The following is a 26,999-nucleotide window of genomic DNA, read 5'->3' on the forward strand; positions in this document are numbered from 1 at the left end:
CTGTTTGATACGCGTAGCATATATCTATCTGACATTTCAATCTTTTTATTATGAGGAGCTTAGTAAACCCGTGAGAATTGAACACCTAGAGATCTTTGTAAACGCCGCGCAGACGCAGAGCTTTACCAAGACTGCACAAAACATGAACATGTCCCAGCCAGCGGTTTCCCTGGCTATATCCTCAATCGAGAAGCAACTGGGCTACCAGCTGTTCAGCCGCTCCCGCCGCAAGATGCTGCTGACCCCGGCCGGCCGGTCTTTATACAACAGCATCAAGAGCGAGCTTAACGACTACCGGACCGCTGTTTCCAAGGCTAAGCGGATCGCCATGTCAGAAGGGCAAATCACTTTGAAGGTCGGCTTGATTGGGATTTTGGCCGAGCAGCAGATCCTTCCTGGCCTCATCCGCCAGTTCCGCAGAAGCCGGGATACCGTCAACATTGAGTTCTTCGTTGAAAGCAGCCCGGTTTTGTTTGAAAAGCTGGCCTCCCATGAACTGGACCTGGTTTTGTCTACCCCGGAAGCCATGCCAAAATACCCGGACTTCACCTCCTACACGATCGGCAAATTAAAGTGGTGCACCCTGGTGCCAAGCGACAACCCACTGGCTGAAAAGGACCTGCTCTCAGAAAAGGACCTAGATGGCAAGGACCTGGTCTTCCTGGACCTTTCATGTTCTTCACCGCTGATTACCTTGATGCAGGACCGGATCGAAAAGAACTGCAAGCAAAGCCGGATCTTCTTCGCCAACAACGTCGTGGCCCAAACCATGATGGTCTACACCCAGCAAGGCCTGGCCATCCAGCCATACGCTGGCCCGCTTGACGATGACAATTGCGAAACTAACGGCCTAAAGCGGGTTCCGCTTGACGTCAAGGTCAGCTCAGACTTGACCCTCTTTACTTGCAAGGATGTCCTCAACGAACACGTTTTGGACTTGATGAACTGGCTCAAGGCACAAAACCTGGGCTAAAATTATAATCATATGCAAAAAATGCTCATCGTTTGATGAGCATTTTTCATTACCACTTTTCTGCCTTATCCTATTTGATTTCGTTAAAGGACTTATTGCAGTAGTTGATCAATTGCCGCATGTCCTGCTTGCCCCAGTTCCAGGCCCGGAATTCCTTCAAAAATTCTTCAGAGCAGTAGTTCAAGTAGTGGTCCTCTGCTTCTTCCAGGATCTGCCGGGGGTCCATGGCCTTGATTTCTGCCAGCCGGCTTTCTCTGATATAAGCATGGTCATTCAAAAGAGACTTGCGGGTAACAGGCTTTAACTGGCAGCCCCAGCTGGCTGCCCGGGCACTTGCCACGTGCAAAAAGGCGGCATTGTGGGTGATGCAGTCCTGCAGGATCTGCTGGCCCCGGCCTGACTGTCTGGGCATGTCCAACTTGAAGCAGTATTGCCGGTCTAAAGTTAAAAACAGGCCGCAATTGTCCAGGCATTCAAACCGCTTCATTTGGTGCAGGCCCACCAAGTCAAGCGGCTTGTGGCGCATGATGAAGAAAGAAAAATAAGCATGCGAGCCAAAGGACTGCACGTACTGGTCGGACATCCCAAGCTGCCGGCAGAGCTGCTTTTTGATGGTCAGCTCATGGGCAGGTTCCTTCTTTCTCAGTTCATGAACCAGGCGCCGGCAAGTCTTCTTTTTCAGCAAGACCCAGCCGGCTTCAGCATCATAAACGATTGTCTTGTACTTGCTAAAGAGCAGGTCCATCTGGAAGTCATAGGCCGCGGCTGTATTTTGGTTTATCTGGTAGTCTTCATCCGCCCGGGCCGCGATTTTCCCTTCCGCCAGCAAGTCTGGCAGATTCTGCCGGTCAATCATCGCCACATTCATGTCACATATTCTCTTTTTAGTTCTCATTTTTCCCTAAATGTGCTCCTAACACGGTTTATCACTTACAAACTGTTATTTTCTCCTGGTCTAATTTAACAAAAAGGCTCTTGTGAAGCAAGCGGTTTCATTAAACTTGGTCAACTTTTATCAGCTTTGTATGCGCTTCCCTTTGATGGTTGATTTTCCAGCCGCTGACGTGTAGAATATTTTCCGTAAAAGTCCAGTTGTATTTTTAACTGGACAAGTCAAATTTTGTTAGAAAGAAAATGAAAATTTGCGAATCGACCTTATTTCACTGACAATCTCAGGGCTGGTCCTGCTGGTCTTGATTCTCAACATTCTCTACTCTCCGGCCTTCAACCGCCTGGACAAGAAGCTGCACAAGAAACTGGTGCGGACACAGAAGAATATTTTTTGGAAGATCATTGCCTTTATCAACGAGCCAAAACTGGTCATTGTCTGGGATGTCTTGATCGCCGGCCTCCTCTTAAACGAAGGCAACTACCGCCTGGGCCTTTGGGTCCTGGCCACCCTGGGGGTGACCGACGCGGCGGGTGTGATCATCAAGCATTTGGTCAAGCGCAGCCGCCCTCATGCCCACCTGTCAGAAGAAGAAGGCTACAGCTTCCCCAGCGGCCACGTCTTAGGGGCGACAACCATGTGCCTCATTCTCTACGCTCTTTTGCGCCGGCTGTTTGACCGGTATTTCGCCGTATTTCTTATCATCTACTGGCTTTTCGTGGTTATTTCCCGCCTCAATCTCCGGGCTCATTACCCTTCTGACGTGATCGGGGCGGTTGCTCTGTCAGTTTTCTGTTTTACAGTCGTGCAGACAATCTACGCCGCTCTCTTTTTGAAGTAGACAAAAAGTCCAGAGTTCTAATTTAACAGAACTCTGGACTTTTTATTCTTGCTTTTAATTGTGAAAGCCGACCATGAGCCCCCCTCTTTCCGCGTAGAAAGAGCACAGACCCCGCATCGGCCGGATGGAGATCTCAGCATCAGGGAATTCAGCCAAAAGCATTTCCTTCAGCTTTTCAGCATCGGCCTCATTTTCGCAGTGGTCAATCACTACCCGGCCGCCCTGGTACTTCTCTTCTTTCATCTGCTTGACCAATTCCCGCAGGGCCTTCTTCATCCCTCTAGCCTTGGTTACAGGCTGCAGGTCACCGTCAACGCTGGCCGTCCCGATCAAATTGATCTTCAGCATTCCCGCGATTTTGGCTACAGCTGGGGAAACCCGGCCATTTAAAGACAGATTTCTCAGCGACTGGAGGACGAAAACCAGGTGGGTCTGGGTCCGGTAGTCGGCAATTCTTGCTTCCAAGTCAGCAAAACGCAGCTTGTCATCTTTAAGAATTTCTTCGATTCCTTCCAGAATTACTTCCAATTCAGGCCCCGCTGACCGGGAGTCAACCACGACGATCTGGGCATGCGGGTGGGTTTCTAAATAGATGTCTCTGGCCTGCAAGGCTGAAGAGTACGTCCCCGACAAACCGCTGGTGATCGTCACAATCACTGCCTTCTCGCAGCCTTCCAGACTGTCCAGCCAGCGCTGGATGCTTGGAGCGGCAGTCTTGCCTGCTTCCTGGCTGGCTTCCATCTTGCCTAAAAAAGCAGCCATGTTCAGCTGCTCGTCATCGAGCCAATTTTCCTGGCCGATGGTCAAAGTCAATGGCACGACCTCAAGGCCGCGGCTTGGATCGCTCAAAGTATTGGCGCTTGAATCAACTATCAGTCTCACGTTTTCCATAATATTATCCCGATTCTACTTTTTCCGGCAGCTTCTTCTGCCTTACCTGTTTCTAAATCTATTTTAACAGTTTTTGCCGTACTGGGGGATTTTTTCACTAACCGCTTTCAAGATAAAAAAGCTGGCAAAATTCTTGGCAAAAAGTAAAATTTGTAAAAAGTTGGTTATTGTATCCGTTTTCAACAAATCAGCTGTTTACGGATTCACAAGCTTATACTATAATGAACTTGTAAATAATTACAGAGCGAATGCTCTTGCTGTCGAAGGATTCCTTCAACAGCGTATTTTAAGGAGGATTTTTTAATGACCAAGGTTGTTATTGAAAACGTTCATGCTAGAGAAATCTTTGACTCACGTGGTAACCCAACTGTTGAAGTTGAAGTTACTCTGTCAAACGGCGTAGTTGGCCGCGCTGAAGTTCCATCTGGTGCTTCAACTGGTGAAAACGAAGCTGTTGAATTGCGTGACGGTGGCTCACGTTTGGGCGGCAAGGGTGTTATGAAGGCTGTTAACAACGTTAACACTGCCATCAACAACGAACTGCAAGGTGCAGACCCATTCAACCAACCAGCTATCGACAAGGCTATGATCGAACTTGACGGTACTCCAAACAAGGGTAAGTTGGGCGCTAACGCTATCTTGGGTACTTCAATGGCTACTGCTGTAGCAGCTGCTAAGGCTACCCACCAACCTCTTTACCGTTACCTTGGCGGTACTGACTTGTCAATGCCTCAAACTTTCCACAACGTTATCAACGGTGGTGAACACGCTGACAACGGCATCGACATCCAAGAATTCATGATCACTCCAGTTAAGAAGACTTCATTCCGTGACGGCTTCGAAAAGATCGTTAACACTTACCACACCTTGAAGAAGGTTTTGGAAGAAAAGGGTTACGAAACTGGCTTGGGTGACGAAGGTGGTTTCGCTCCTAACATGAAGGACTCAGAAGAAGCTTTGAAGGCTTTGCACGAAGCTATCGAACGTGCTGGTTACGTTCCTGGCGAAGACATTGCCATCGCTTGTGACTGTGCTGCTTCATACTACTACAACAAGGAAGACGGCAAGTACCACCTGGAAGGCAAGGTTCTTGACGGTGACCAATTGGCAGAATACTACGACAAGCTGCTCGCAGAATTCCCAGAATTGATCTCAATGGAAGACCCATACGACGAAAACGACACTGAAGGCATGGTTAAGTTCACTCAAAGCCACAAGGACCGTCTGCAAATCGTTCTTGACGACTTTATCTGCACTAACCCACGCTTGCTGGAAAAGGCCATCAAGGAAGGCGCAGGTAACGCTTCATTGATCAAGCTGAACCAAATCGGTACTGTAACTGAAACTTTGGAAACCATCCGGATTTCACGTAAGCACGGCTACAACACCATGATTTCTCACCGTTCAGGTGAAACTGGTGACACCTTCATCGCTGACTTCGCTGTTGCTACTAACGGCGGCCAACTGAAGACTGGTGCCCCAGCTCGTTCAGAACGTGTTGAAAAGTACAACCAATTGTTGAGAATCGAAGAACAACTCGGTGACGGCGAACGTCTCGACTTCTTCCCAGCTCAAGACTAATCATTAAAAGATTAGCTCAAGAAAGATCCGCATAAGCGGATCTTTTTTTGTGCCCAAATTCCGCCAGTTGAATTGACAGTTAATCCCCTGCTCTTTATACTAGTAATGATAATTTGTAATTTTATATAAAGATAAGAATGCCTAAGAGAAGTATTAATCAGATGAGTATAGAAAACGGCAGTGTTAAACAGCGGGCTAAAGAAGTCATCGGCAATGGGAGTATCATAATTGCCGCGGCTTCGGCCCTGCTGGCCAGCTACCACTTGACTGGCCACGGTCTGCCCTGTCTTTTTCGGGCAATGACGGGCTATTTATGCCCCGGCTGCGGGATGACCCGGGCGGCTCTTGCTATTTTGGAGGGAAATTTTGCCAAGGCTTGGCAGTATAATCCCCTTTCCTTGACCCTGCTGCCGATTTTTGCCATCTACCTGCTCTATAAGGCAGGCCGTTACGTTCTCAAGGGAGAAGTAGATTTCAAGCTGGGGGAAACTCTCTTTCTGCTTATCCTTCTCCTTATCGCGGTCTCCTTTGGTGTGGGCAGAAATCTGTAAATTTTTTAGCTTTTTATCTATTTTAGGAGGAATAATGTATTGCATACACTGCGGGACTAAATTGCCCGAGGGTGCCAACTTTTGCATAAAGTGCGGGGCACCAGTTGAGAAAGTTGAGTCAGATGCTAAGGCAGAAGTTGCAAAGGCTCCAGCCAAAGATACAGCACCAAAAGATCAATCAGTGATAAGCCAGGTTGACAACAGCATTGACCAGATGGGCGAGCAAATAGGCCAGGGCATTGATGATGCCGCCAAAGACATCACTTCCGGTTTAAAGACGACTGGCGAAAAGACAGGAGATTTCTGGGAAAACTGGCGGGACTACTTGACGCCTGACAATTTGGAGAAATTTGCCAGCGTTGCCCTCCTCTTCCCTCTTTTCATGACGGTGGCTTTGTGGCTGCTGAACCGCCTGTCTGGCTGGATCTATGACCAGTACCTGCTGCCTTTAAATGATATCTTTTACGCAGTTTTCATGGTTGCTACTTTTTTGGTCAGAGCCATCTTCCTGGTCGGGTCGGCCTTGGGCGTTGGAGCAGTTGGCCATGTTTTGTATAAAGACGAGAGCAAGCGGACGGTCTGGGGCTGGATTACCGGCGCGGCTTCAGTTTTATCCTTCCTGGGCTGTCTGGGGATCAACCAGTCATATTCATATAATTATTACAATCCCGGCTTGACGCAGACCTTCAAGATCTTAGGCTGGGTGGCCGTTGTCTGGGGAATCGATACCTGCTCCCGTGTCCTGCTGCAAAACTTAGGCATTGCCGTTGAACCGATCATCAGCCGGGACCTGGCCGCCTACCAGGACTTTTACCAGACCTACCGGGCCAAGCATGAAGCTGAAGAAAAAGCTGAAAAGGAAGAAATTGAGAAAGCCAAGAATGGTCAAGCAGGCCCTGTCTCCTACTTTGACGGGACTGGAGCTGCCTTGTTTGGCACTTATCTGCTCTATACCCTTTTGACCATCATTACCTGCGGCTTCGCCGCGCCTTGGCTCAACTGCGCTATTCAGCGCTGGAGAACCAAGCACATGGTGGTTGACGGCAAGCGGGTAACTTTTAATGGGACTGGTGCTTCTCTTTTGGGCCACTGGATTCTGTGGGAATTCTTGACAATGATCACTTGCGGGCTTTTTGCCTTCTTCATCCCTGTTGGCCTGCAAAAATGGAACATGAACCACACCTACTATGAAGGTGAAAATGGCGCAGAAGATTCCCGCTTTGACGGTAACACCTTCCAGTACATTGGCTACAACATCGTCCAATTCCTGTTCTTAGTAGTGACTTTTGGCCTGGCCTACCCATGGACTCACAATATGATTCTTCGCTGGCAGACCAAGCACCAGATCATTAACAATGACCGCTTGATTTATGACGGGACTGCCTTAGGCATATTATGGCGGGGACTTGTCTTCGTGATTGTATTGGCAATTCCCTTTGGCTTCCTGGCATCCCCTTGGCTATATTGCTGGCTGTGGCGTTACCAATACTCCCACACCCATGTTGACCACAGTCCTGCAGAATAACAGTTGACAAAAAATAATACGCTCAGATCAGTCTGATTTGAGCGTATTTTTATGCCGTATTTTATTTATTTTTTACTTTTTTCTTTATTCAGCCGTCTTGATGACCAATTTCCTTCCGTCCAGGGTCCCCTGGAGCAGCTGCTTGATCAGTTTCTTGGCATTCTTTTGCGACCTAGACAAGAGGCCGGACTTTTTGGCTGCGCCTGTTGCCTTCTTTAAAGCCGCCTGCTCAGCCTTAGTAATGTCTTCTTTTTGGTTCCAGTTAAAAAGGGCATAGCTTTGGTCATAGAACTTGATTGAAGACGGGTCAATCTTCTTGTCCAGCAGCTGGCTCTGTGGCAGAGTCACGGTTACCTGCTCTTTATTAACTTGCACCTTGATGTCCTTGACCTTGACTCCGGCCTTGAAATTCGCCGTATAGACCATAGTAAAGCCCTTTTTTGTAATAAAAGGAATCTGCCCGTTAGACAGTTTGTAAATGCCGGTATAGGTGTACTGCTCAGTCGCCAGTTCCCCGATCGCCTTCAACTTGGCGGAAACCGTGGCCACCGTTACCTGGTCCCGGCTTTTCCTGGGCAAGTGCTGGCCGATCATGATCCCGCCGGCCAAAAATACCACAGCAATCAAGATACCGATTATTTTTTGGAGAAATCCTGTCCTTCTGCCAGGCCGTTTATCTGTTCTTTTTTGCAAAAAAGTCCCTCCTTACGTGCCCCCTATCATAGCAAGGCAGCTTGAAAAAAACAATCAGGAAGGCCGTTATTTCTAAATATCTTAGCAATTTGCCGGAAAAAGCTGCTTTTCCTAGCTGTATACGGATATCTGCTTGTTTTACTTATTTTTACAACATTTTTCATGAAAGTTGTCATTTGCCCTTGCATTAGTCTGCTTTCTGCGCTAAAATTAAAAACCAATAAGAGATTTAATTACAAGTTTATCTTTACTTTACTTTTTATTTTTTCAAAAAGGAGCAAATCAAAATGAGGACGAGGACTTACCACCACCGAACATAGCACCATCCATGATGGTGACTGAAGCTGTTTCATTGCAAGGCAAGGACTGGCAATGAAAAGCTGTCACAGTCATAAGTCGCTCATTGGCTCCAGTATTTCATTACTGTCAACTTGAACATTTTTAAGTACTCTTGCCCAGAACTTTGCCGCTTGTCAGCTCTTCATTGCTTGTGTCCTTTTAGACGAAGGATTAAACATGAACAAGATCATCGAAGTTAAGCATCTGAAGAAGAATTACGGCGACAAGGAAGTTCTCAAGGACATCAATGCCGTCATCGAAAAAGGAAAAGTCATCACGGTTATTGGTCCATCTGGCTCAGGCAAGAGTACTTTTTTGCGCTGTCTGAACCTCTTGGAAAAGCCGACCAGCGGTCAGTTCATTTTTGAAGGCACCGAACTGACCGACCTTAAAGAAGAAGAGCTGGACCAATTGCGGCAGAAGATGGGCATGGTCTTCCAAAGTTTCAACCTCTTCCCCAACATGTCCGTCATCGAAAATGTCAAGCTGGCCCCGATGAAGGTCAAGGGAATGAGCGACCAGGAAGCTGATAAATTAGCCCATGAGCTCCTGACAAAAGTTGGCCTGGATGACTTTGCTGACCACTCCCCGGCCAGCCTGTCCGGTGGCCAGCAGCAGCGTGTCGCCATTGCCCGGGCTTTAGCCATGCAGCCGGACATGATGCTTTTTGACGAACCGACCAGTGCCTTAGACCCGGAAATGGTCGGGGAAGTCTTAAAGACCATGCAGGATTTGGCCCAAACCGGGATGACCATGGTGGTCGTCACCCACGAAATGGGCTTTGCAAGAAAAGTCGCTGATGAAGTCTGGTTCATGGCCGACGGCTACCTCTTGGAAAAAGGCAGTCCAGATCAGGTCTTCGACCACCCGCAAAGTGACCGGGCCAAGGACTTTTTGGCAAAGATTTTGGAAGCGTAGCTAGCAAAGGATGAGAAGCAAGATGAAGAAACTTTTTAAAATTATGACCGCCCTCCTGCTCTTGGCCGGTCTCTTTACCGCGGCAGTTCCAGCTGTTGATGCCGCAAGCAGCAAGAAAGTGGCCAGTGGGACGGTCATGAAGAAGATCAAAAAGTCCGGCAAATTGGTCGTCGGCATGTCAGCTGACTACCCACCACTGGAATTTACCAAGAACGTCAACGGCAAAAACAAGTACGTCGGCGTCGACGTGGAATTGGCCAAGCAAATCGCCAAGGACCTGGGAGTCAAGCTGGAAATCAAGAACATGGACTTTGACTCCCTCCTGGTTGCCCTGGAAACCGGCAAGATCGACGTCATCATTTCCGGGATGACGCCAACGGCAGAACGGAAGAAGAGCATCGACTTCTCCAAGATCTACTACGCTGAAAAGTCCGACTACTTTGTCATCAATAAGACCAACAAGGCCAAATACACCAGCACTTCTTCCTTCAAGGGCAAGACGGTTGGTGCCCAAACTGGGTCGCTTCAATACACTTCTTTGAAGAAAAACGCTGCTAAGAGCGGAATCAAGCTTAAGGGCCTGGCCAAGATCAGCAACCTGCTCATGGCCCTTAAGTCCGGCAAGGTTGACGCGGTTTTATTGGGTGAACTGAACGCCAAGACTTACGCCACTAACGACACTTCCCTTTCCTTGGTCAAGTCCAGCCTCAGCCAGGCTCAGATGGGCAACGCTGTCGGTATAGCCAAGGGGCAAGGCGACCTGGTCAAGGCCATCAACAAGACCATCAACAACTGCCAAAAGCAGGACCTTTTTAACAAGAAATACATCCCCGCCGCTGCCAAGGCCATGAAGCAGGCCTCAAGCAAGACGAACAACTCCATGAGCAAATACGCCAGCTACTTTGCTACAGGCCTGGGCTACACCATGATCATTACGATTTGCTCCATCACGATTGGTTTGATCCTGGGTGTCATCTTTGCCTTGATGCGGCTGTCTAAAAACAAGCTTCTGCACGCTATCGCCGTTTGCTACATCGAATTTCTTCGGGGCACCCCGCAGATGGTTCAGATCATGTTCGTCTACTTCGGGGTAGGGATGCTGATCAAGAACATGCCGGCCCTGGCTGCCGGGATCATTGCCATCGGCCTTAACTCCGGGGCCTACGTGGCTGAAGACATCCGGTCCGGGATCAATTCCGTGGACAAGGGGCAAACGGAAGCTGCCCGGTCCCTGGGCCTCAGCCAGGCCAAGACCTACCGCTACGTGGTCTTCCCTCAAGCCTTGAAGAATATCTGGCCAGCCCTGGGCAATGAATTCATCACTTTGACCAAGGACAGCTCCCTGGTCTCCGTCATCGGGGTCGGGGAATTGATGTACGAGACCGGCCTGGTTCAAACCGCGACCTACCGCGGGGTCATGCCGCTTTTTATCACCATGTGCATCTACTTCGTGGTCACCTTTATTCTAACCCGTCTGCTCAACTACTTTGAACGGCGGATGAACCTGACTTCAAGCCGGGCATAAAAGCAAAAACAGATAATAGAAACAAAAAAACTGGAAACCGTTGATTCGGCTTCCAGTTTTTGCTTTGCATTTTTAAGCTCTATGACCAGTCATGTAGTCCCGGGTCATTGGCAGATTTTTGCCAGAAGGGCCCTTGGTCAAAAGAAACTGCATGACATCGATATTGCCTGATTCAAAAGAAGCGGCACAAGCTTGCAGGTAAAGGTCCCACATCCGGGTAAAGCGTTCCCCGAATTCCTCTTGGATTTTGCTTCTGTGCAGGTTGAAATTCTGGTCCCAGATTTCCAAAGTCCGCTGGTAGTGGCGGCGCAGCATTTCGATATCTGCCAGTTGCAAGCCGTTTTCCACGATGTGGCCAACCATTTCTTCCAGGCCTGGCACATAGCCGCCCGGAAAAATATACTTGTTGATCCAGGCGTTGGTCGCTCCGCCCTGCTGACGGGTAATCCCGTGGATCAAGGCCACCCCGTCTTTCTTAAGGTAGCGAGCGACATCTTTAAAGTAAAGGCCCATGTTTTCCTTGCCGACATGTTCAAACATCCCTACAGAGGTGATGTAATCCCATTCCTGGTCACCCAGTTCCCGGTAGTCGGTCAACTTGACCTCAGCCACGTCTTCCAGACCTTGCTCGGAAATTTTTTCTTTTACCAGCCGGTATTGTTCTTCACTCAAGGTAACGCCGGTGACTTTTAAACCGTATTCCTTGGCTGCCGTAAGCATCAAGGTGCCCCAGCCGCAGCCAATGTCCAAGAGAGTCTTGCCCTTATCTGGATGCAGCTTGTCTAAAATATGGTGGACCTTGGCCAACTGAGCAGCTTTTAGGTCATCTTTATTGCCATCTGTAAAATAGGCGCAGGAATAAGTCAGACTGTCGTCCAGCCAGAGCTTGTAAAAGTCATTGCCGACGTCATAGTGGCTCTGAATATCACTGGCTGACTGCTTTTCTGAGTGGCTTTGTTTAGGCAAAAAGCGGCGGAATTTGGCCGACCGCATAAAACTTTCAGAACTTTCATAAGCCGCCGTGAGCAGTTTCTGCAGGCTGCCGTCGACCTCGATCTTCTTGTCCATGTAAGCTTCACCCAAAGCAAGGGAGGCGTTGCTGGTGATCTCCTTGACCGGAAGCTTTTCATGAAAAGTAATGGTTACTTCCGGATCACCATCGCCGTACAGGTCGGACTTGCCATCCCAGTAATTGACCTTGACTGGAATGTTGAAGGAGTGACTCAGCAGGGTCTTATAAAAGGTCTTTTCCAACATTTAGCATTCCCTCTTTCATGATGCATTTGTTTTTTTCAGCCAACTCCAGCAAATAATGAAAAAGACTATCATTATCTATTATAATGTAAAAATCCGTTTTTTCATAATACTTTATTGTCATACCAGCTTGCAAATTAATTATAGAGGGAGATTATCTGCCGCATAAGCGGGGTGACCACCCGGTCTTTGCGCCAGACCAGCTGCAGGCGGGTCCGCCATTTGGCCAGGTCAACCGGGTAAAGGCGGCCTTTGGCGTAAGTTTTGGCAATTGATTCTGGCACCAGGGCAAGCCCCAGGCCAGAGTCACTCCAGCGGATGGCGGTTCTGGAATCATCGCACGTAACCACGAAATTTGGGGTCAAGCCTTTTTCCGCGAAAGCCTCCTTGAACATGTCCTCAAAGCGGCGGTAGATGACCAAGGGCTGGCCGGCCAGGTCTTTTAGGCCTACCTTTTCTTTGCCAGGGAAAAAATTCTGGCAGGTAACCGCGGTCATCGGCTCATCACTGATGTCGACAAAATTCAAGTTGACCCGGTTGTAGGGGGTGCGGACAATGGCCAAGTCCAGCAGGTTGCCCTGCAGCTTGTCCAGGATCCCGAAGGTATTGTCTTCGTAGATGTCGAAGGAGACGCCGGGGTGCTGGCGGGCAAAAGCCGTCAGTTTGCTTGAAGGAAGTTCACCAATTGATGAGGAAACTGAGCCTAATTTAACTCTCCCCCGCCCGCCCCGGTCAAGCTCCGTAATTTCTGTCTGGGCGTTTTTAGCCAAAGTCAAAATCTGGCCGGCATAATCCCGCAGCTTCTTGCCAGCTTCAGTCAGTTCGATTCCGTAGGGCTGACGGACAAAAAGTTTTGCCCCCAATTCTTCTTCTAATTGCTTTAACTGGTAGCTGAGGGCCGGCTGGCCGACAAAGAGCCGCTTGGCGGCTGACGTAATTTGCCCTTCTTCAGCTACGACCAGAAAGTAATTAAGCTGCTTGAAATTCATTTTTCCCTCTCTTTTCTATTTCATCATTCTTATTCTTTGCTTTCTCCGGTTAACAGATATCAGCTTTTTCGATATCTAACATCATAAATCAGTATTTTATTTATATCAACCCAGGGGCTACAATAAACAGTGAGAAAAATAACTTCTATATGTAACACGTCACGACTGAAGAATAATTACAAGGAGATGTTTGAATGAATGAAAAAGGCTTGACGCAGGCCGAAGCTGACCTGCGCCTGAAAAAAGACGGGCTCAACCAAGTCCCGGAACCAGAATTCAGCTTCTGGAAGGAATTTGCCGGCAAGCTCTGGAATCTCAGTGCCTGGATTCTGGAAGCAGCCCTGCTGCTTGAATGTGTCCTGGGCAAGTGGATCCAGTCCCTCTTCGTCTTGCTCATGCTGCTCTTTGCCGCCTACAACGGAGCCACGCAAAAGAAGAAGTCCCGCAAGGTCTTGAGCTCGATTTCCCAGCAGCTGACCCCCGTAGTCGCCGTATTAAGAGACGGCCACTGGCAAAAGATCGACTCCAAGTACCTGGTAGTTGGCGATATTGTCAACCTGCAAAGAGGGGACATTTTAGCTGCCGACATTGACCTTTTGGACGGGGACTCGACCTTGGATGAATCCTCAATCACCGGGGAAGCCAAGAATGTCCACAAAAAAGCCGGCTCCACCGCCTTTGCGGGCACGACCGTCATGGATGGTGAAGCCCTGGGCAGGGTCAGCGCGACCGGGACCAATTCAAGAAGCGGACAGACCATCAATTTGATCAACACGTCCGCGGCACCTGGCCACCTGCAACAGCTTTTGACCAAGATCATCTACTACCTCTGCCTTTTGGACGGAGTCTTGACGGTTATCCTCTTGATCGCGGCCGTGATCCGGGGCGAAAACATTCTTGAAATGTTGCCCTTCCTGGCCATGATGTTCATCGCTTCTATCCCAGTGGCCATGCCCTCAACTTTTGCCCTCTCCAACTCCTTTGAGGCTACCCGCCTGTCTAAAGAGGGCGTTTTGACCAGTGACCTGACCGGGATTCAAGACGCGGCTAACTTGAACCTGCTCTTGCTGGACAAGACCGGGACCATTACTGAAAATAAGACAGCCGTTGCCTCTTTTGCGAATTTTTCAAAGCTCTCAGATGAAGAAGTCCTGGCCTTGACCAGCCTGGCCATCGACCAGCGCAACCAAAGCGTAATCGACCTGGCTTTAATGGACTACCTGCAAGAGAAAAAGATTCAAGTTAAAGAAGCAGAAGCTTTTACCCCCTTCACTTCCAGCCAGGGCTATTCTGAAGGGCAAGCTGGCGACCACGACGTCAAGCTGGGTTCAGTCAAGCAGCTCAGCAAGATTGATCCGGCTGTTTCTGAAAAATTGGCGGCTGTCGACCTCAGCCTGGGCCGGTCAGTTGGGATTTTGCTCGATGACCGTTTGGCAGGGATTTTTATCACTAAAGACAAGGTCAGAGCTGATTCAAAGGCTGCCTTGGCCGAACTGGTCAAGCGGGGGATCAAGCCGATCATGCTGACCGGGGACAATCAGAAAACCGCCACCAGCGTGGCTGAAGAAGTCGGCTTGACTGGCAAAGTCATCTCCATCAGCGACTTTAAAGAGGGAGTAAAGGCGGAAGACCTGGCCGGGATTGCCGATGTTCTGCCGGAAGACAAGCTGGCTATGGTGAAATACTTCCAAAAGGCCGGCTACATCGTCGGCATGACCGGGGACGGAGTCAACGACTCCCCTGCCCTCAAGCAGGCTGAAGTCGGCATCGCCGTGTCAAATGCCGCTGACGTAGCCAAAAAGAGTAGCAAGATGGTCCTGTTAGACGACGGCCTGGCGCCGATCGTCAAGATCCTGGATGCCGGCCACCGGGTTTACCAGCGGATGACCACCTGGTCTTTGACCAAACTGGCTAGAACAGCTGAACTGACCATGCTCTTGACCTTCTCTTATCTTATTTTCGGCTACCTGCCAATGGCCTTGAATGCCATGGTCATCTACACGATCATGAACAACATGGTCACCATGATGATTGGGACCGACAATACCCACATCACTTATAAGCCGGAAAACTGGGACATGGGCAAGCTGGCTAAAATCGCTTTTTCCTTGGCCGCTGCCTGGACCGTCATTGGCTTTGCCTTTGTCTCAGCCTTAACAAAGGCCGGGGTAAATCATGATCAAGTTGGCACCATGGTCTACGTCTTCTTAGTTATGAGCGCCATGATGATCGTCTTAATCACCCGGACCAAGCGCTTCTTCTGGCAGTCCGCCCCATCTAAGCCGGTAGCCAGTGTCCAGATCGCCGATATCCTTTTGACCTGCCTGTTGGCTCTTTGCGGGATCGCCATGCCGGCCATCGGGATCAAGGAGCTCTTGACTTCTTTGGCCGTGGCCTTCCTGGCCGCCGTCTTGATCGACCTGGTCTACCAGCCGGTCATGAAGAACAAGTAACAAATAAATGTGTGTTTGCTAATTTTTTGACAATTAACTTTACAGGGAAAGAAGAATTTAATGCGCAAGCGAATTTTTAGAATCATCATGAGTCTGGCAATTCTGTTGCTGGTCATCTTATCCGGCATGCTGGCCTACAGCTACTTCAATGTGGAAAGAGCCGTAAGCCGGTCCTACCAAAAAAGCGGCTTAAAGGCGGCTGAAAATGGCAGCAAGGAGGAAGTTTTAAAGAAAAACAGGCCCCTGGTCGTCCTCTTGATGGGAACTGACACCGGGGCCTTGGGCCGGGACTACAAGGGGCGGACCGACTCCATCATGGTCTTGGTCCTCAACCCTCAGACCAAGAAGTCAACCATCGTCAGCATCGAGCGGGACTTCCAGGTCAACTTCCCCCAATATCCGCAATACTCCCCTTCTAAAATCAATGCCGCCTATACTTATGGCGGGGTCAAGCTGCTCAGCCAGACCTTAGACCGGTATTTCAAGATTCCAGTCAATACTTATGCCTTGATCAACATGGGCGGGATGAAGTCAATCATCGACCAGCTGGGCGGAGTCGACATCACTCCCCTCATGAGCTTTGACTACGAAGGCTACAGCTACAAAAAGGGCGTGACGACCCACATGGACGGGGACAAGGCCCTGGAATACTGCCGGATGCGCTATGACGACCCAGAAGGCGACTACGGCCGGCAAAAACGGCAAAGACAGGTTTTGACCGCCATTATTAAGAGCGGAGCCGATGTCCAGAGCCTCTTAAAGCCTGCCTTCCTTAATTCTGTCTCCAGCCAGGTCAGAACTGATTTGACTTTCAGTGACTTGACCCAGATGGCCAAGTCTTACCTGGCCAGCGGCGACCAGCTGGAAACCGACTACACCCACGGGAGCGGTTTTAACCAAGATGGAGTCTCCTACCAGCACATCACCCTGGCAGAGCGGCAGAGAATCAGCAACCTGGTTCGGCAGGCTGCGGGCCTGAAAAAGGTCCAGCTGGCTAATGGCCAGTAAGGCAAACTTAACTAACTACTAAATACTAAATGCTCAATACTTATTACTGTTTAATCTGACCAAAAAGGACCCGCTTTCGCGAGTCCTTTTACTTTGCTGTTAGTTTTTTCTACTTGCTAATTAATCTTCCCTTGCCTCTTCGCTTTTTTTCAACTGCTTTTGCCGGTAAGCAATCAAGCGCTCGAATTCAGTTTTCAGCAAGGCCCCCAGCGGGACGGCAATCAGCATCCCGACAAAGCCGCCCATGGCCCCGCCGGCAATCACGCAGGCAATGACGTACAGGGGGTGAATATGGATGGCTGAAGACAAAAGCTTGGGGTTGAGGATATTGCCATCAATCGCCTGGATCAAGAGGAGAATGATCATCCCCACGATCAGGGCCGTCATGTTCTGGCTGAGGGTGCAGGCTAAAATTACCATCCCATAGCCTAAAATCGGGCCAAAGTAGGGGATCAGGTTCCCCAGTCCGGTCACCAGTCCGATCAAAAGGCCATATGGGACCTTGGCGATCAGCATGGCCAGGCTGACCAAGAGGCCAACGATAAAAGCGTCGACGATCTGCCCTCTGATATAGCCAGAGAAGGCCCGGTCAGCGTCAGCCAGGAAGACCTTGATGCCATTGATGACTTTTCTATTTAAGAGGGTGCCCAGGTTTCTCTTCCAGTAAGCCGCGATCCGCTGGCCGTCGTAGAGGAAGTAGATGGCAAAAATCACCCCGAAGAAGAAGTCGCTCAAAAAGCCAGTTACCCGGCCCACCCCTTTTTGCAGGTAGGAGACTATACCGCTAGTCGACCAGCCTTGCTTTTGCAGGTAGGCCATGATTTCGTTGATAAAGCTGCTGTACTGGGCCTTCAGCTGGTCATAAAGACTTTGCAGGCTGTCCAGGCTGAAATGGCTCAGCTGCTTGGAAAAAGTTACGAAAACCGCTGTCGCGGCCAGTAAAATAACCAGCAAAAGCAAGAGCAGGGTCAAGGCTACCGCGGCTGACCGGCTGGCCGTCGCCACTGCTCCCCGGCTGCTGCCTTTGGAAAACTTCCGGTCAAAGAAGTTGGTCAAAGGCATCAAGAGATAGGTTAAAACCAGGCCATAGGTCAGAGGCTGGGCAATCGCCGCCAGGATCTTGCCTACCCTGACCCAGAAGCCAGTTGACTCATAGGCCAAAAGCAGGATGAAGAGACCGGCAAAGACCGTGCCCAGACAGTAGAGGGCAATCTTAAAATACTTTTGATCAATGTGGTTCCAAAATTTGTTCATCATTCCACCTCGCTAGTTTGACTAGCTTTTATTATAACAGTTTCTCCCCCTGGCCAAAGCAATAAAAAAATAGCAGTTGCAAAACTGCTATTTTTTATCATATTCTTATTGATGATTTTACATCACGTGGTGGATCCAGCCTTCTGGGGCTTCGACTTCCCCGTTTTGGATGCCAGTCAAAGTGTTGTAAAGCTCTTCCATGAACTTGCCTGGCTTGTCCATGCCTGATGGCAGGTCGATGACCTGGTCGCCGTTGACGATGCGGCCAACTGGTGACAATACGGCAGCCGTGCCGACCAAAGCACATTCCTTGAAGGATGGAACTTCGTCGAAGCGGACTTGTCTTTCTTCAACCGTCAAGTTGAGGTAGTGTTCAGCCAAGTATACAATGGAGCGTCTAGTGATTGATGGCAAAATTGAATTTGACTTAGGAACGACCAAGTGGTTGTTTTGGTCGATGAAGATAATGTTTGAGCCACCCGTTTCTTCAATGTAGGTTTGAGTAGCTGGGTCCAGGTACATGTTTTCAGCAAAACCAGCCTGGTGGGCAGTAACAGTCGCCTTCAAACTCATGGCATAGTTCAAAGCGGCCTTAACGTGACCAGTCCCGCGAGGTGCGGCACGGTCGTATTGCGCAACTTGTACGGCAACTGGAGTAGCCCCGCCCTTGTAGTATGGGCCAACAGGAGTCGTAAAAATTCTGAACATGTAGTCAGTTGCTGGAGCAACGCCGATGATTGGGGTCGTGCCGATTTCGTATGGACGCAGGTAAAGAGTCGCGCCTGAGCCGTATGGCGGTACCCAGTCAACATTAGCCTTGACTACTTGGTCGATGGCATCAACAAACTTATCCTTTGGATAAGGCTCCATTTCGATCCGCTTAGCGGAGTTGTACATCCGTTCCGCGTTTTGGTCTGGCCGGAAAACAACAACAGAGCCATCCTTCCAGGTGTAGGCCTTCATCCCTTCAAAAACCTGTTGGGCGTATTGCAGGGTTTCAGCACATTCATTTAAAACAACGTTTGGGTCATCGATCAGCTTGCCGCCTTCCCAGGCGCCGTCGTGGAAATAGTCCACGTATCGCTTGTCGGTTTGATGATAGCCAAAGCCGATATTTGCCCAATCGAGATCTTTTTTAGCCATGATATTACCTCCTAAAAAATTCAATCACTAGTTTTTATAGAAGTAACTATAATACTCTTTCTGAAAGTTGGCAAGGGCATTTTAAAATTATTTTCATTTTCTTGCTATTTTTCGCTAACTTTAATTCTTCTAAGGCAAAATACCTGCTGAAATCAAGCTTTTTGCCCCTATTTCCTCATTTTCTAAAGCTAGCTCATTATTTCTTAATTTTCCTTGTTGGTTGACAAAAGGTCCTCATCCAGCCCCCGGCTGCATTCTGCCTGCAGGGTGACGTGGTTGATGCCGAATTTTTCTTTCAAGCAAGCAGCAAGCTCTTCATCAAGCTCCTCAATATGCTTGGCGGTAAGACCAGAGTCAACGACAATGTGGGCGTCCAGCATGATGGTGTCGTCGCAATAGCGCCAGACATGCAGGTGGTGGAGCTGTCTTACTTCCTTAAAGGCTAAAACGGCCTTTTCGATGGCAGCCAGGTCCAGGTTAGGGTTAGTTTCCATCAGAACGTTTGCTGAGTCTCTGGTGACTTCAAAAGCCTCTTTCAAGAGAAATATTGCCGCGGCCATAGTCAAAATCGGGTCCACCAGGGTCCAGTTCTGGTAGTAGATCAAGAGTGAGCCCACAACGACGGCAACGCTGGACAAGGTGTCTGACATCATGTTTAAAAAAAGAGCCCGGGCATTCAAGTTTTCCTTGCTCCCCTTGCCTAAAATCAGCATGGAGATCAAGTTGCCGGCTAAGCCAACCAAGGAGACGATGAACATGACTCCCCCTTCAATCGGCTCAGGCTTGCTAAAGCGCTGGATGGCAGAGATAAAGAGATAGATGCTGATGGCCAGCAAAAAGAGGCCGTTGGTGTAAGCAGCCAGAGTTTCAGCCCGCTTGTAGCCAAAAGTCTTATGCTGATCCTTGCTCTTTTTAGCAATCAAATTGGCCGCAAAGGCCACAATAATGGAGATGACGTCACTTAAGTTATGCAAGGCATCTGACAATAGGGCCAGGGAACCGGAGACGATCCCGCCGACAATTTCCGCGGCGGTGATGACAACATTGAAAATCGTTACCCACAAATATCTTTTAGAAGATTGGTCTTTCATGATTTGTACCTGCGCAATCTAGAATATATATCGTTTTTGGTATGTTTTATCATACCTACACTATATACCAAAAATGATATATAATCAAGAGGGATAACTGGAAAGGAGGCCCTCATGACACATGAAGAACTGATCGACCAGGCGGCCCGCCTCTTCAAGGTCTTGGGCAACAGCCTGCGGATTCACATTCTCTTTTACTTGAGAACTCATGGCGAAAGCCCGGTTTCCGCGATAGTTGACCACCTTGGCGTTTCACAGCCAGTGATTTCCAAGCAGCTGGGCATTTTGAAGCAGTATGATTTCGTGCAAAAGCGCAAAGAAGGCACTTTTGTCTACTATTCCATCAACGACCAGGATATCGTGCAGATCATCGACGCGATGACCGAGCACCTGGACCACCTGGACCAGCTGCAGTAGTTTACTTTTCATTTTTAATACAAATAAAAACGGCTTTTACCTTTTCGTAAAAGCCGTTTTTCTAATTGTCTCTTCTTTTTCAGCGCTTAAGACCCGCTGTATTGAACCAGGGAGAAGATGTCCACATCAGGGAACTTTTCTCTGCCCTTAAGGTCAGTCAGTTCGATGTAGAAGGCTGCCCCAACAACCTTCCCGCCCAAGCGTTCAATCAATTCCTTAGTAGCGTGCAAGGTGCCGGCCGTAGCCATCAAGTCGTCGCAGATGACTACTCTTTGGCCAGGCTTAATAGCATCCTTGTGCATTTCCAGCACGTTTGAGCCATATTCCAGGTCGTAAGCCGCGGCTTCGACTTCACGTGGCAATTTGTGGGGCTTACGGGCTGGCACGAAGCCGATACCCAGTTCGATTGCTACCGGAGTCCCGACCAAAAAGCCCCGGGCTTCTGGTCCGACGATCACGTCAGCTTGCCGGCTCTTGGCGTATTCAGCAATTTCGTGAGTAGCTGCCGCGAAGGCTTCGCCGTCTTGCAGGATCGGAGTGATGTCCCGGAAGATGATCCCTTCATTCGGGAAGTCCTTGATGCTGGCAATGTACTTCTTAAAATCAATTGACATTTTGTAATCCTCCATTTGCTAGACCATTGGCATAGCGAATTAATTCATTCGAAGAGATTGTTCGTAATTTGTTAACGAAGGCATATTCTGCTTTCACTGACCGGTAGTAGGCTGAATCGTCCAAAGACTTCTTTGCCGGACTCGGCTTAGGGAGCAATCTGTCCTCTTCCATTTTAACAAAATCAAGGGTAAAAAACACCCTCAAAATAAACATGATGCTGTCCGGATCCATCCCCAGCTGGCTGGCAGCCTGCATGTAATCATTCGGCTTTAGCCCTGGGTGGGCCAAAAAGTACTGCCAGACCAGGCCAAAATTTCCCCGGCTGGGCAGAGCCTGCCCTGGCAGCTGATCCAGCTGGAAGCGGAGGTAAAGCTGCCGGTATTGTTTTGCCAGGACAAAATTAAGTTGGGCTTCATTGGCTGGCACGTCAAGAACAGACACGATCTGCTGGCTAAGGTCTTCATTGTCCTTGGCCAGGGAAATCTGCTCCTTGCTGATGCCAAAATGGTTCATGGCCTGGGTGAGATTTTTCTCATCAAACAAGAGATACTTGTCAGCAAAGCCGAGCAAGTTCTCCTGGCCGCGGAAGTCAACGACCCGGGCCGGCTGAGCATACAGGGACTGTCCGTAATGCAGGTCAACGATCCGGAACTGGACATTCGTCTTGCCTTTAAAGGTGTTAGAAGTAAGCTTGACCAGCATCTGCTGCAGGTAAGGCAAAACGGTTTGATTTAAGCCATGGTCAAAATCAACCGCCCTGACCGGGCCCACCTGGAAACTGCAGCCCTTCCGCATGGGGCGGAAGCCAGAGATCTGCGGCTTGTCAAGCAAAAAGACCGGCTGAGGGTTGTCCGTGCCAAAAGGCCCAGCCTGGGCCAGGTCATAAACGCTGGTCAAATCAACGTCCAAAGGACTGATCGTGCCATCATATTCCTGGACCTTTTCCGGAGCCTTCTCCCCTGCCTTAAAGCTATGGTTAAAGTCCTGGCGCAGCTGATTCAATTTTTCTTCTGTCGTCGACAGGCCGCAGGCAAAGTCGTGGCCGCCAAACTGGGTAATGGACTTGCCTTCAAAAGGCTTTAAGGCGTTGAAAAGGTTAAAGCCTTCACTGGACCGGCCAGAGCCCTTGACTATGCCGGCTTCGTTTTTCGTCAGCATCAAGGTCGGCTTGTGGTATTTTTCAACCACCTTGTTGGCTACCAGCCCCATGACCCCTTCATGCCAGGCAGGATCGTAAAGAGTCAGAGTCGCGTCTTTCTGATAGCCCCGGGTCTTGATTTGGGCTTCTGCCGCCTGCATGGTCGCTTGGGTCAACTCTTTTCGCTCATTGTTCAGTTTTTCGATCTGGTCAGCCAATTCCTGGGCCTCACCCGGACTTTCCGCCAAAAGCAGCCTTACGGCCAGGCTGGCATCTGCCAGGCGCCCGCAGGCGTTTAGCCGCGGGGCAATGCTGAAGCCAACGTCTTCTTCATCGATCATCCCCGGAGTAAGGCCGGCATTGTGCATGAGGGCTCTTAAGCCTGGCCGGGAGCTTTCATTCAGCATCTCCAGGCCCCGCTTGACGATAATATGCCCTTCACCGGAGACCTTGACCATGTCCCCAATAGTCCCGATCATGGCCAATTCCAAAAATTCGCTGGCCGTGTCTTCTAAGACTGCCCGGGCGATGGTATAAGCCACACCGGCCCCGCAATAGTCGTCAAAAGGATAAGCCTGGCCCGGGTAATTGCAGTGCACCAGGGCATAGGCATCTGGCATCTCTTCTTTGAAGGTGTGGTGGTCGGTAACGATCACGTCAACGCCCTGGGACTGGGCATAAGCAACTTCTTCAATCCCGGTTACCCCGTTGTCAACGGTGATGATCAATTTGGTCCCATCGGCCACAATTTCCTTGTAGCGGTTCAGACTTGGCCCGTAGCCGTCTTTAAAGCGGTCAGGAATGAAATAATGGACGTCAGCCCCCATGATTGACAGCATTTCTGTCATAATCGCCGTAGCGGTAATCCCGTCAGCATCATAGTCACCGTAAATGGTAATCTTTTCGCCCTCATCTAAGGCTTGGTTGATCCGGCCCACAGCCTTGTCCATGTCATGCATCAAAAAAGGGTCAGCCAGGTCATTTTCAGTGGCGCGGAGCCAGTAGTCGATTTTTTCTTCGCTGTCAATTCCCCGCAAAGAAAACAACTTAGCCGTTAACGGGCTAAGTTGGAATTCCTCAACCAAGCTGCTTGCCAAAGGAGCAGCTGTTCTTTCTTGCCATTTCATCGAAGTTTAAACATCTCCAAATTCTGCTTGCTGGCAGGTTTGATCGCCGTCAGTTTGCCTCTTAAAGACCAGCGGTTAGTCCCGCCATCAGCACAGGTGATCAAGGTCACGATCTTTTTCTTGGTGTTGGCAACCAGCCAGACAGCGCTGGGATCAACCACCTTCTTGTAGTAGATCTTGTAAACGTAAACCTTCTTTAAGTCAGTCAAGTAGACCATACTGCCCAGCTTCACCCGCTCAAGGGGTGAAAAAAGGGCGCCTTTATCGGTCATATAGTGGCCAGCCAAAGGGTAGTTTCCCTTCCCCATCTTCTGGTCAGCCCGCATGGTGCCGCCCCCAGTTGACATGGCCGAATCCGACAGCCCCTTCATGATCGGCAGGTAGAGCTTGACGCTGGGGATGGAAATTGCCCCAATAGCGCCAGCCGTATTCTTAACCCGGCTGCGGGTCGTCTGGGCAAAGTCGATTGACTTGACCTTCTTGAAGTCGTACATCCCCTTCTTCTTCTGGTTCTGCACGATCTGGTCCCGGGTCAGGCCCTTTAAAGCGGCTGTCTGGTTCTGCTTGACAAAAAACGCGCTGATCTGCTGGTTAAAGACCAAAGCCAGGCCCAGCAAAAAGAGGATTACGGCAACTACGCGCAGAATAATCCGCCGGACTGGGTGGTCTTTTCTATTTTTATTTGCCTTTGATGTCATCGTCATTCATCCGTAAAACTGCCATGAAGGCATCTTGAGGCACTTCCACCCGGCCAACTGACTTCATCCGCTTCTTGCCCCGCTTCTGCTTCTCCAGAAGCTTGGCCCGCCGGTCCGGGTCACCGGTGTGGATCTTCCAGGTAACGTCTTTTCGGTAAGGCTTGATCGTGGCCCGGGAAATGATCTTGGACCCGATTGCCCCTTGGATGTCGACTTGGAAGTTTTGCCGCGGGATCAGCTTCTTCAAGAGGCTGCACATTTGGACAGCCCGGTCTCTGGCTTCTTCGCGGTGGGCGATAAAGCTCAAGGCGTCGATCGGTTCCTTGTTCAAGAGAATATCGATCTTGACCAGGTTGGTGGCCTTGTAGCCGATAATTTCATAATCCAAAGAAGCGTAGCCCTTGGTTGAGGACTTGAGCTGGTCAAAGAAATCGTAAATGATTTCAGCCAGGGGCATTTCGTAGATCACGTTGACCCGGTACTTGTCCAGGTAGTCCATAGTCTGGAACTCGCCCCGCTTGCCTTCGCACAGCTGCATTACAGCCCCGACGAAATCATTTGGCACCATGATTTCCGCCTTGACGTAAGGCTCCTGCAGCTCCTTGTATTCACCTGCATCTGGCAGGTCAGCCGGGTTGTCGATTAACTTGACCTCCCCGTTTGGCATGATAGCGTGGTAGTCAACTGACGGTGCTGTCATGATCAGGTCCAGGTCAAATTCCTGCTCCAGCCGCTCTTGAACGACGTCCATGTGCAAAAGGCCCAAAAAGCCGCAGCGGAAGCCAAAGCCCAGGGCCTGGGAAGTTTCCGGCTCAAATTCCAAAGAAGCATCGTTAAGCTGCAACTTCTGCAGGGCTTCCTTCAAGTCATCATAATCCCGGTTGTCAGTTGGGTACATACCAGAGTAAACCATTGGCGGGATCTGCCGGTAGCCTGGCAGGGCTTCTGCCGTTGGATTTTCAGCGCTGGTGATCGTGTCCCCGACCCGGGTTTCCCGGACGGACTTGATGTTGGCGGTGATGTAGCCAACGTCCCCGGCGATCAAGATGTCTTCTTTAACCGGGTGAGGGCTGGAGACGCCCACTTCAGTTACTTCGTACTTCTTGCCGGTGTTCATAATCATGATTTCGTCACCCGGCTTGACCGTACCTTCTTCGATTCTAACTGACATGACCACCCCCCGGTAGTCATCGTACTTGGAGTCAAAGATCAAGGCCTTGAGGGGCTTGGTCAAGTCCCCGGTCGGAGCTGGGATGTCGGTCACGATTCTTTCCAAAAGTTCCGGAATCCCTGCCCCGGTCTTGCCGGAAACTTCTACGGCGTCGCTGGCGTCTAAGCCCAGCATGTCAGCGATTTCGCTCTTGGCCATGTCCGGGTCGGCACTAGGCAGATCGATCTTGTTTAAAACAGGCAGGATTTCCAAGTCGTTTTCCAGGGCCAGGTAAGTGTTTGACAGGGTCTGGGCCTGGACACCCTGGGAAGCGTCAACGACCAGGACAGCCCCTTCACAGGCGGCCAGGGACCGGGAAACTTCATAGGAGAAGTCGACGTGACCTGGGGTGTCAATCAAGTGGAAAATGTAGTCTTCCCCGTCATTGGCGTGGTACTTGACCTGCACCGAGTTCATCTTGATGGTGATCCCCCGCTGGCGTTCAAGGGGCATGTCATCCAGCATTTGATTTTTCAGTTGCCGCTTGGAAACCGTGTCCGTCAGTTCCAAAATCCGGTCGGCAATCGTTGATTTGCCGTGGTCAACGTGGGCCACGATTGAAAAATTGCGGATGTGCTTTTGGTAGTCTTTTAATTTTTCTAAGTCCATATATTTTCTCGCATCCTTACTAAAGTACTAAACAATTATACCCGAAATTGGCCCGTTTGTCTTTTCCCAGTCATCAAAAAAGGCAGTCCTCTCAGACTGCCTCCTTAAATTGCTTTAAAAAATTAGCTCAGCTTCTCCTTCAAGCGTTCAAAGAAACCTTTTTCCTGCGGGGCAATGGAGCCGCCGCTGGCCTTGACGAATTCCAGCAAGGCCTTGCGCTGGGCCTCATTGATGGACTTCGGAATCACGATTTCAACCGTGGTTACCTGGTCGCCAGAACTGCCGCCGCGCAGGCTCGGAACACCCTTGTCCTTTAAAGTAAACTTCTGGTTCGGCTGGGTGCCGGCCGGAATCTTCAGTTTCGTGTCGCCGTAAACCGTCTTGACGTTGATTTCGTCACCCAAGGTTGCCTGGGCAAAGGAAATCGGCACGGTCGTATAGATGGTCTGGCCACGTCTGGTGAAGTCCTTGCTTGGCCGCACCCGGAAGACGATGTAGAGGTCCCCGTAAGGGCCGCCGTTCTTGCCGGCTTCGCCTTGGCCGGCCAGGCGGATCTGCTGGCCGTTGTCGATGCCCGCTGGCACCTTGACCTGCAGGGTCTGCTTCTGGGTCTTGACCCCCTTGCCGTGGCAGTTTTGGCATGGATGCTGAATGATGACCCCACTGCCCGCGCACTTGTCACAGGTCGTCTGCCGCTGGATCATGCCCAAAACGCTTCTTTGCGTAATAGTCATCATGCCGCTGCCGCCGCACTTGTCGCAGGTGATTGGGTGGGTCCCCTTTTCAGCCCCAGAACCATGGCAGACTTCACAGGTGGTTGACCGGCTGTAGCTGATTTCACTGGTCTTGCCCTTGATGGCGTCCATAAAGTCGATCGTCATCGTGTAGTCTAAATCAGCCCCCCGCTGCGGAGCGGTCGGGTCTACCTGCTGGCGGGCGCCGCCACCAAAGAAGCTGTTGAAGATGTCACCAAAGTCACTAAAATCAGCTCCGCCAAAGCCCTGACCACCGTACTGGCCGCCAAAGCCGCCCTGGCCGTTCATGCCAGCCTGGCCAAATTGGTCATACTGCTGCCGCTTTTGCGGGTCATGAAGCACTTCGTAAGCTTCATTGACTTCCTTGTACTTTTCTTCTGCCCCTGCTTCGTGGTTCAAGTCCGGGTGATATTTCTTGGCCAACTTCCGGTAGGCCTTGCTGATTTCTGCGTCACTGGCATCCCGGCTCACGCCTAAGACGTCATAATAGTCACGGTTTGCTGCCATCTGTT

23 protein-coding genes are annotated in these 26,999 nt (G+C 50.1%); 10 read left to right on the forward strand and 13 right to left on the reverse strand.

What is annotated here, in order from left to right; translation table 11 throughout:
- Positions 1 to 70 precede the first annotated feature (70 nt).
- Positions 71 to 973, forward strand: coding sequence for a LysR family transcriptional regulator (locus ACYVUT_RS06650; RefSeq protein WP_484500388.1), 903 nt, complete (start codon positions 71 to 73; stop codon positions 971 to 973).
- Between the two features lie 70 nt (positions 974 to 1,043).
- Here ACYVUT_RS06650 and ACYVUT_RS06655 read toward each other — a convergent pair whose 3' ends face one another.
- The gene (locus ACYVUT_RS06655; protein WP_484501723.1) at positions 1,044 to 1,868 is read right to left on the reverse strand and encodes a hypothetical protein; all 825 of its coding nucleotides are present in this window, start codon (positions 1,866 to 1,868) and stop codon (positions 1,044 to 1,046) included.
- Between the two features lie 247 nt (positions 1,869 to 2,115).
- Here ACYVUT_RS06655 and ACYVUT_RS06660 point away from each other — a divergent pair, with 247 nt between their 5' ends.
- A complete protein-coding gene (locus ACYVUT_RS06660; protein WP_484501724.1) occupies positions 2,116 to 2,703 on the forward strand; it encodes a phosphatase PAP2 family protein in 588 nt (195 codons plus the stop codon).
- 54 nt (positions 2,704 to 2,757) lie between these two features.
- Here the strand turns inward: ACYVUT_RS06660 and ACYVUT_RS06665 are convergent, their stop codons facing one another.
- Entirely contained in the window at positions 2,758 to 3,594 is an 837-nt protein-coding gene (locus tag ACYVUT_RS06665; protein WP_484499007.1) for a DegV family protein, read from the reverse strand.
- A gap of 303 nt (positions 3,595 to 3,897) precedes the next feature.
- On the opposite strand from ACYVUT_RS06665, the gene eno reads away from it, so the two are divergent.
- The 3 genes from eno (at position 3,898) to ACYVUT_RS06680 (ending at position 7,251) form a co-directional block, all read left to right on the forward strand.
- Positions 3,898 to 5,175, forward strand: a complete 1,278-nt coding sequence (gene eno / locus ACYVUT_RS06670) for a phosphopyruvate hydratase (protein ID WP_002879863.1) — start codon at positions 3,898 to 3,900, stop codon at positions 5,173 to 5,175.
- Between the two features lie 161 nt (positions 5,176 to 5,336).
- Positions 5,337 to 5,726 (forward strand): DUF2752 domain-containing protein, encoded by a 390-nt coding sequence (locus tag ACYVUT_RS06675; RefSeq protein ID WP_484501725.1) that lies wholly within the window; start codon positions 5,337 to 5,339, stop codon positions 5,724 to 5,726.
- Between the two features lie 34 nt (positions 5,727 to 5,760).
- Entirely contained in the window at positions 5,761 to 7,251 is a 1,491-nt protein-coding gene (locus ACYVUT_RS06680) for a DUF6693 family protein (RefSeq protein WP_484501726.1), read from the forward strand.
- Between the two features lie 84 nt (positions 7,252 to 7,335).
- Here the strand turns inward: ACYVUT_RS06680 and ACYVUT_RS06685 are convergent, their stop codons facing one another.
- The gene (locus ACYVUT_RS06685; RefSeq protein WP_484501727.1) at positions 7,336 to 7,944 is read right to left on the reverse strand and encodes a DUF4230 domain-containing protein; all 609 of its coding nucleotides are present in this window, start codon (positions 7,942 to 7,944) and stop codon (positions 7,336 to 7,338) included.
- Positions 7,945 to 8,460: 516 nt separating this feature from the next.
- Here ACYVUT_RS06685 and ACYVUT_RS06690 point away from each other — a divergent pair.
- A complete protein-coding gene (locus ACYVUT_RS06690; RefSeq protein WP_484501728.1) occupies positions 8,461 to 9,201 on the forward strand; it encodes an amino acid ABC transporter ATP-binding protein in 741 nt (246 codons plus the stop codon).
- Between the two features lie 22 nt (positions 9,202 to 9,223).
- Entirely contained in the window at positions 9,224 to 10,726 is a 1,503-nt protein-coding gene (locus ACYVUT_RS06695) for an ABC transporter substrate-binding protein/permease (RefSeq protein WP_439776295.1), read from the forward strand.
- Positions 10,727 to 10,798: 72 nt separating this feature from the next.
- Here the strand turns inward: ACYVUT_RS06695 and ACYVUT_RS06700 are convergent, their stop codons facing one another.
- Positions 10,799 to 11,983 (reverse strand): class I SAM-dependent methyltransferase, encoded by a 1,185-nt coding sequence (locus ACYVUT_RS06700; RefSeq protein WP_439776294.1) that lies wholly within the window; start codon positions 11,981 to 11,983, stop codon positions 10,799 to 10,801.
- Positions 11,984 to 12,117: 134 nt separating this feature from the next.
- Positions 12,118 to 12,969, reverse strand: a complete 852-nt coding sequence (locus ACYVUT_RS06705; RefSeq protein ID WP_484501729.1) for a LysR family transcriptional regulator — start codon at positions 12,967 to 12,969, stop codon at positions 12,118 to 12,120.
- Between the two features lie 194 nt (positions 12,970 to 13,163).
- On the opposite strand from ACYVUT_RS06705, the gene ACYVUT_RS06710 reads away from it, so the two are divergent.
- Both ACYVUT_RS06710 and ACYVUT_RS06715 read left to right on the forward strand, forming a co-directional pair.
- Positions 13,164 to 15,422, forward strand: coding sequence for an HAD-IC family P-type ATPase (locus tag ACYVUT_RS06710; RefSeq protein WP_484501730.1), 2,259 nt, complete (start codon positions 13,164 to 13,166; stop codon positions 15,420 to 15,422).
- 60 nt (positions 15,423 to 15,482) lie between these two features.
- Positions 15,483 to 16,430, forward strand: a complete 948-nt coding sequence (locus tag ACYVUT_RS06715; RefSeq protein WP_484501731.1) for an LCP family protein — start codon at positions 15,483 to 15,485, stop codon at positions 16,428 to 16,430.
- 120 nt (positions 16,431 to 16,550) lie between these two features.
- Here the strand turns inward: ACYVUT_RS06715 and ACYVUT_RS06720 are convergent, their stop codons facing one another.
- The 3 genes from ACYVUT_RS06720 to ACYVUT_RS06730 form a co-directional block, all read right to left on the reverse strand.
- On the reverse strand, positions 16,551 to 17,684 hold the full coding sequence (locus ACYVUT_RS06720) for an AI-2E family transporter (protein ID WP_484501732.1): 1,134 nt from the start codon (positions 17,682 to 17,684) through the stop codon (positions 16,551 to 16,553).
- A 117-nt stretch (positions 17,685 to 17,801) separates the two neighbouring features.
- Complete coding sequence (locus tag ACYVUT_RS06725; protein WP_439775574.1) at positions 17,802 to 18,827, reverse strand: branched-chain amino acid aminotransferase; 1,026 nt, start codon at positions 18,825 to 18,827, stop codon at positions 17,802 to 17,804.
- Between the two features lie 203 nt (positions 18,828 to 19,030).
- On the reverse strand, positions 19,031 to 19,918 hold the full coding sequence (locus ACYVUT_RS06730; RefSeq protein ID WP_484501733.1) for a cation diffusion facilitator family transporter: 888 nt from the start codon (positions 19,916 to 19,918) through the stop codon (positions 19,031 to 19,033).
- A gap of 114 nt (positions 19,919 to 20,032) precedes the next feature.
- Here ACYVUT_RS06730 and ACYVUT_RS06735 point away from each other — a divergent pair, with 114 nt between their 5' ends.
- On the forward strand, positions 20,033 to 20,335 hold the full coding sequence (locus tag ACYVUT_RS06735) for an ArsR/SmtB family transcription factor (protein ID WP_439775576.1): 303 nt from the start codon (positions 20,033 to 20,035) through the stop codon (positions 20,333 to 20,335).
- 86 nt (positions 20,336 to 20,421) lie between these two features.
- On the opposite strand, the gene ACYVUT_RS06740 is transcribed toward ACYVUT_RS06735, so the two are convergent.
- The 5 genes from ACYVUT_RS06740 to dnaJ all read right to left on the reverse strand — a co-directional run bounded on the left by ACYVUT_RS06740 (position 20,422) and on the right by dnaJ (position 26,994).
- Positions 20,422 to 20,949, reverse strand: coding sequence for an adenine phosphoribosyltransferase (locus ACYVUT_RS06740; protein WP_439775577.1), 528 nt, complete (start codon positions 20,947 to 20,949; stop codon positions 20,422 to 20,424).
- The gene (recJ, locus tag ACYVUT_RS06745) at positions 20,939 to 23,215 is read right to left on the reverse strand and encodes a single-stranded-DNA-specific exonuclease RecJ (protein WP_484501734.1); all 2,277 of its coding nucleotides are present in this window, start codon (positions 23,213 to 23,215) and stop codon (positions 20,939 to 20,941) included. Before recJ ends, ACYVUT_RS06740 begins: the two co-directional genes overlap by 11 nt.
- Entirely contained in the window at positions 23,212 to 23,913 is a 702-nt protein-coding gene (locus ACYVUT_RS06750) for a class A sortase (RefSeq protein WP_484500401.1), read from the reverse strand. Before ACYVUT_RS06750 ends, recJ begins: the two co-directional genes overlap by 4 nt.
- A complete protein-coding gene (gene lepA, locus ACYVUT_RS06755) occupies positions 23,894 to 25,732 on the reverse strand; it encodes a translation elongation factor 4 (RefSeq protein ID WP_484500402.1) in 1,839 nt (612 codons plus the stop codon). The genes ACYVUT_RS06750 and lepA overlap by 20 nt, the downstream gene beginning before the upstream one ends.
- 122 nt (positions 25,733 to 25,854) lie before the next feature.
- On the reverse strand, positions 25,855 to 26,994 hold the full coding sequence (gene dnaJ / locus ACYVUT_RS06760; protein WP_484500403.1) for a molecular chaperone DnaJ: 1,140 nt from the start codon (positions 26,992 to 26,994) through the stop codon (positions 25,855 to 25,857).
- Positions 26,995 to 26,999: the final 5 nt, after the last annotated feature.

Source organism: Lactobacillus sp. WILCCON 0059 (genome assembly GCF_057197985.1).